General features: G+C 70.6%; 5 protein-coding genes. 1 reads left to right on the forward strand and 4 read right to left on the reverse strand.

What is annotated here, in order from left to right:
• Positions 1-265 precede the first annotated feature (265 nt).
• Entirely contained in the window at positions 266-1,093 is an 828-nt protein-coding gene (locus BN12_RS17300) for a MerR family transcriptional regulator (protein ID WP_048556542.1), read from the reverse strand.
• Positions 1,094-1,127: 34 nt separating this feature from the next.
• A complete protein-coding gene (locus tag BN12_RS17305; protein WP_048554409.1) occupies positions 1,128-2,687 on the reverse strand; it encodes an MFS transporter in 1,560 nt (519 codons plus the stop codon).
• Positions 2,688-2,783: 96 nt separating this feature from the next.
• Between BN12_RS17305 and BN12_RS17310 the strand changes: the two genes are divergently transcribed.
• Positions 2,784-3,599, forward strand: a complete 816-nt coding sequence (locus tag BN12_RS17310) for a TetR/AcrR family transcriptional regulator (protein WP_200901244.1) — start codon at positions 2,784-2,786, stop codon at positions 3,597-3,599.
• An 866-nt stretch (positions 3,600-4,465) separates the two neighbouring features.
• On the opposite strand, the gene BN12_RS25330 is transcribed toward BN12_RS17310, so the two are convergent.
• Complete coding sequence (locus BN12_RS25330; protein ID WP_162233100.1) at positions 4,466-4,927, reverse strand: hypothetical protein; 462 nt, start codon at positions 4,925-4,927, stop codon at positions 4,466-4,468.
• A gap of 56 nt (positions 4,928-4,983) precedes the next feature.
• Positions 4,984-5,682 carry a response regulator transcription factor gene (locus tag BN12_RS17315; RefSeq protein WP_048554412.1) on the reverse strand — a complete coding sequence of 233 codons (699 nt, stop codon included), beginning with the start codon at positions 5,680-5,682 and terminating at the stop codon, positions 4,984-4,986.
• Positions 5,683-5,746 lie beyond the last annotated feature (64 nt).

Raw genomic sequence — 5,746 nt, forward strand, 5'->3', positions numbered from 1 at the left:
GCGGGGTTGTCGTGGTTCCTGGACGGATCCGACCACGGAAAGCCCGCACCTACCGAAGACCGCACGTGTCGGGCGGAGCGTGGCGTTCCTGGGACTCTTGTGGGGAAGCTGGCCAGAGCCATGACGCTCACCAGCTTCCCCACAAGAGTCGGTCGGGCCGGGAGACGACATCTTCTCGGCACGTGCGGGAGTTGTCGTCGTGGGGTCGCCCAGGCGACGACGACAACTCGGCACGTGCGCAATCGACGGAGCTCGACCGGCGGGCTCAGCCGGCCGTGCCCGCCGCCTCCTGGCGGTCGGCGTTCGCCATGATGGCGGCCCGGACGTACTCGGAGAGGCCGGGCTCGCCGTAGGCGCCGTCGTAGTTCTCGGTGTACCGCGGGTCGCTGACGTAGAGCTCCCCGAGGTTGCGATGGAAGGCGGGCGGGCACGCGTAGAACCGCGTGTCGATGTGCTGCCGGTGCGCCTCGGCGGCGTCCATCGCCTCCGTCGACGTCGGCGGGAGCCCGGCCCGCTTGGCGTCGAGGAACCCCCGGGCGAGCGCGTCGCTCTCCTCCTTCACCTGGGCCCAGTCGGCCTTCGTGTAGCGGGCGGTGCGGCGCTTGGACTCCTTCCAGGCGTCGGTCTCACCCCATCGCTCCTCGGCCTCGCCCTGGTAGTCGTCGAAGGACTCGCCGAACAGCTCCTTCAGGTCGTGCGGGGTGGCTGGCTGGTTGCTCATCTCTCTCTCCAGTGCTCGGTCGATGGCGCCGACGAGCTCGGACAGCTCGTCGAGCCGGGACCTGACCGTGGCGCGCTGCCGCCGCAGGTGCTCCACGCGGGCGGCGGTCGCGTCACCCGAGGACTCGGCGGCGAGCAGCTCGGCGATCTCCTCGAGCCCGAACCCCAGCCGCCGGTACACGACGATGCTCTGGAGCCGGGAGAGGTCGGATGCGGTGTACAGCCGGTACCCCGCATACGACCTCTCGCTCGGCACGAGCAGGCCGATCTCGTCGTAGTGGTGCAGGGTGCGGACGGTGATGCCGTATGCCGTCGCCACCTGGCCGACGGTCATCGGCTCGACCTGCTCCGCCACCTGCGTCCTCCTGGTCATGTCGTCCACCCTGGGCCCTCACGTCGCGTGAGGGTCAACCGCCATTGTTCGCCCGATCGCGGGGCAGCCGAGTGAGGGCGACGACGACGCCGACGAGGAGGACGAGCCCGGCGACGAGGTCGGCTCGGTGCATCGCGGTGACGTATGCCGTCCGCGCCGTCGCGAGGACCGCCTCGCCGGCGGCGCCGCCCACCTGCTGGGCGACGACGACCGCACCGGCCAGCGTGCCGCCCGCCAGCCGGCCCGCTCCGCCGGGCAGCGTCGACGCGGTGTCGTGCATACCGGACCGGTAGGCGGCGTTGACGACGCTGCCGAGCAGCGCCATGCCGAGTGCGCCGGCGAGCTCCGAGCTCGTCTCGAGCAGTCCGGACGCGGTTCCTGCGCGCTCGGCGGGGACCGTGCCGACGACGAGCTCGGTGATGAGGGTGAGGACGCAGACGAGGCCGGCCGCGATGAGCGTGGCGCCGACGAGGCAGGTCCACACGGTGGAGTCCGCCCGGGTGAGGAGCAGCTCGAAGTAGCCGGCCGCCGCCACCGCCATGCCGGTGGCCATGATGCGGGCCCGGCCGACGCGACCGGCGAGCATGCCCGCGAGAGGAGCGACGGCTCCGACGACGACCGACGGGACGATGCTCCACAGGGCTGCCCGCAACGCGGTCATGCCGAGGACGGACTGGAGGTACTGCGTGAGGAGGATCGCGTTGCCCATGAGGGCGGCCTGACCGATGACGTTGACCGTCAGGGCGGGTCGGACACCGGGCATCCGGAGCAGGGTCGGGTCGACGAGTGGTGCCGCCGAGGTGCGTTGGCGACGCGCGAAGACGATGCCCGCAGCGAGGCCCAGGACGATCCAGCCGAGGTCCGGGAGGTTCCATCCGTCGGCGGCGAGCCCCTTGATCCCCGCCATGACGGGCAGCACCGTCGCGAGCGCGAGACCCGAGCCGAGGACGTCGAGCCGGACGCCGTGCCCGCGCGACTCCGGCAGCAGCAGGGGCGCGGCGAGAAGGAGGACCGCCATGACGGGCACGTTGACGAGGAAGACCGAACCCCACCAGAAGTGGGCCAGCAGAAGGCCGGCGAGCACCGGCCCGATCCCGACTCCGGCGGCGAAGACTCCACTCCACACGCCGATCGCCGTCGAGCGCTCGGCGCGGTCGTGGAAGACGTTGCGGATGAGGGCGAGCGTGCTCGGCATGAGGGTCGCGCCGCCGATGCCCATGAGCCCGCGGGCGAGGATGAGCATCTCAGCGCTCGGTGCCCACGCCGCGAGGACCGAGGCGAGGCTGAACGCGGCGGCGCCCGCCAGGAGGATCCGGCGCCGGCCGAACCGATCGGCGACCGCGCCCATGGTGAGGAGCAGGCCGGCGAGGACGAAGCCGTAGGCGTCGAAGATCCACAGCTGCTGGGTCGCGCTGGGCTCGAGGTCGCGGGCGATGTCGGGCGCGGCGAAGAAGAGGATCGACACGTCCATCGAGACGAGGAGGACGGGCAGGCACAGGACCGCGAGGGCGAGCCAGCGTCGGCTCGTCCGTCGGTCCTGGGCACGGTCGCCGGTGTCGGCGGGAGTGGTGTTGGACTCGGTGGGCTTCGACACGAGTGTCTCCTCACTGCATACGAGATCAACTGTTTATTCTGAACGCAGATCATAGGCACAACATTGCGTATGTCGCAAGCAGTTATGCTGTCGCCTGTGACCGACGCGCCGCTGCCCCGCTACCTCCAGCTCCTCTGGGGCGTCGAACCGTCCGGACGACGCGGTCCCCGGCCGAGCCTGACCATCGAGGCCATCGGCGACGTCGCGGTCCGCCTTGCCGACGAGGGCGGCCTCGAGGCCGTGTCCATGAAGGCGGTCGCCGACGAGCTCGGGATGACGACGATGTCGCTCTACCGCTACGTCGACGCCAAGGACGACCTGTATGCCGTCATGCTCGACCGCGCCTACGGCTCACCTCCGGCGCGCCTGGCCGCCCGAGGTGGCTGGCGCACCCGGCTCGATGCGTGGGCGCGTGCCATCACCGGTCAGCTGCTCGCGCACCCATGGGTCGTCACCGTCCCGATGACCTCGCCTCCCATGACGCCTCAGGTGCTCTCGTGGACCGACCGCGGGCTGCTCGCCCTGTCACCGACTCGACTGACCGAGCAGGAGAAGCTGTCCTCGCTCCTCGTCGTCGATGGGTTCGTCCGCCAGCACGTGACCCAGTCGCTCACCCTCGGGCTCGCCGGCCCTCGTGCCCGCGACGGTGGCGGCTCCGGCTCTGGTGGCAACTCCGGCTCGAGTGGCGGCTCCGGCTCAGGTGGCAGCTCCGGCTCTGGTGACGCGGAGGCAGCCGAGCCGAGCTGGCCGGCACCGGTCGTCGGTCTCATCGGCGCCGACCGGTTCCCCTATCTCGTCGCTGCCACGCCGCAGCTCCTCGACGACGAGGGCGACTTCTTCACCGAAGAGCTCGACTTCGGGCTCCGGGTCGTCCTGGACGGCATCGCCGCCCTCGTCGCCCGCCGCGGCTGAGACGTGGTTGCGGCGGATTGGGCCATCGCCGTCGCGGGTCGGGACATGGCCGTCGCGGGTCGGGACATGGCCGTCGCGGGTCGGGACATGGCCGCCGTGGGTCGGGACGTGGCGGCCGTAGGTCGGGACATGGCCGCCGTGGGTGGCGGTATTGCCCCCGCCGCCCCGATCCCGCCGATCGCGCCCGGCACGCCACCCCACGAGCGGCACCGGATACCTCGAACCCGAGGGATGCCGGACGAGTCGAGGTATCTGTTAGCACGGCCGTGGAGTTTGGATACCTCCATTCCGTGGCTGTGGTCGGGGTCGAGGTATCCAATGACGCGCTCCAGTGGGGCTTGCTCCCCCCGCCTCCCACACCATCCCGACCGCCCCAGCCCGACCGCCCCGGGCTCACCACCCCTCACCGGCACCAGATACCTCGAACCCGAGGGGTGCCGGGCGAGTGGAGGTATCTGATGACGCGGCGGTGTGACCTCGATACCTCGATTCCGGGGAGCGTCGTCGGGATCGAGGTATCTGATGACGCTCCGGTGGCATCTGGATACCTCGATTCCTCGGGCGTCGTCGGGATGGAGGTATTGGCGTCGCTGCAGTGCGCCGCTACCCCATTGCCCGCACCAGTCCGACCGCCCCAGCCCGACCGCCCCCGGGCTCACCACCCCTCACCGGCACCAGATACCTCGAACCCCAGGGATCCCGAACGGGTGGAGGTATCTGATGACGCTCCGGTGGCATCTGGATACCTCGATTCCTGGGGCGTCGTCGGGATGGAGGTATCTGATGACGCTCCGGTGGCATCTGGATACCTCCATTCCGGGGAGCGTCGTCGGGATGGAGGTATTGGCGTCGCTGCAGTCCGCCTGCTACCCCATTGCCCGCACCAGCCCGACCGCCCCGACCCGACCGCCCCCGGGCTCACCACCCCTCACCGGCACCAGATACCTCGAACCCGAAGGGTGCCGGACGCGTCGAGGTATCTGATGACGCTCCGGTGGCATCTGGATACCTCGATTCCTGGGAGCATCGTCGGGATCGAGGTATCTGATGACACTCCGGTGGGGTCTGGATACCTCGATTCCTGGGGCGTCGTCGGGATCGAGGTATCCAATGACGCTCCGGTCGGGTCTGGATGCCTCGACTCCTGAGGCGTCATCGGGATCGAGGTATCCAATGACGCTCCGGTGGGCTCTGGATACCTCGACTCCTGGGACGTCGTCGGGATCGAGGTATCTGGGGACGCTGCGGTGGGCCTGCTGCCGCAGCACTGGCACCGGCCGCAGCACCGACACCAGCACCAGCACCGGCACCGGCACCGGCACCGGCACCGGCCAGCCGTACTCAGCGCGGGCCACGTATCAGCGGGCCACGCCCGCCGCGGGTGTCAGGAGTCGGGGTCGCCGAGGAGCCGATATCCCTGGCCCGGGTCGGTGACGAGGTATCGCGGGGCACCGGGCTCGGGCTCGAGCTTGCGGCGGAGCTGGTTGGCATACACCCGGAGGTAGTTCGACTCGCTGTGGTACGCCGGACCCCATACCTGCCGCAGCAGCTCCTCGCGCGGTACGAGGTGCCCGTCGGCGCGGGCGAGGGTCTCGAGGAACCGCCACTCGGTCGGGGTGAGACGCACCGGCCGCCCTGCGACGACGGCGCGGCGGTCGGCGAAGTCGAGGACGAAATGCCGGGTGACGAGAGTCTTCGTCGCCGGGCCCCCTTCGGCGCCGACCTCCGCGTGGCGGAGGGCCACGCGGACCCGGGCGAGGAGCTCCGGCATCCCGAACGGCTTGCCGACATAGTCGTCGGCGCCGAGGTCGAGAGCCTCGACCTTGTCGACGGAGTCCGTCCGGGCGGAGAGGACGATGACGGGCACGCCGGAGCCTTCGCGGATGCGCCGCAATACCTCGACCCCGTCGATGTCGGGAAGACCGAGATCGAGGACGACGACGTCGGGCGGTTCCTCGGCGACGGACTGCAGTGCGGACCGGCCGTCGCCCACCGCCTCCGCCGTGTAGCCGTGGGCGCGCAGGCTGATGGCGAGAGTCCGCCGCAGGTGGGGGTCGTCGTCGACGACGAGGACGGTCGTCATCGCGCTGGTCCTCTCCGGGAGAGCGAGGGTCCGGGCAGCGATCCCGGTGGCGGCTCCGGCGATC

The sequence above is a fragment of the Nostocoides japonicum T1-X7 genome (assembly GCF_001046855.1).
Taxonomy (GTDB): Bacteria; Actinomycetota; Actinomycetes; order Actinomycetales; family Dermatophilaceae; genus Nostocoides; species Nostocoides japonicum.

Excerpts from the sequence above, each read along its gene's own strand:
- BN12_RS17300 (WP_048556542.1), bottom strand. The coding sequence starts at position 1,093 with ATGACCAGGAGGACGCAGGTGGCGGAGCAGGTCGAGCCGATGACCGTC.
- BN12_RS17315 (WP_048554412.1), bottom strand. The coding sequence starts at position 5,682 with ATGACGACCGTCCTCGTCGTCGACGACGACCCCCACCTGCGGCGGACT.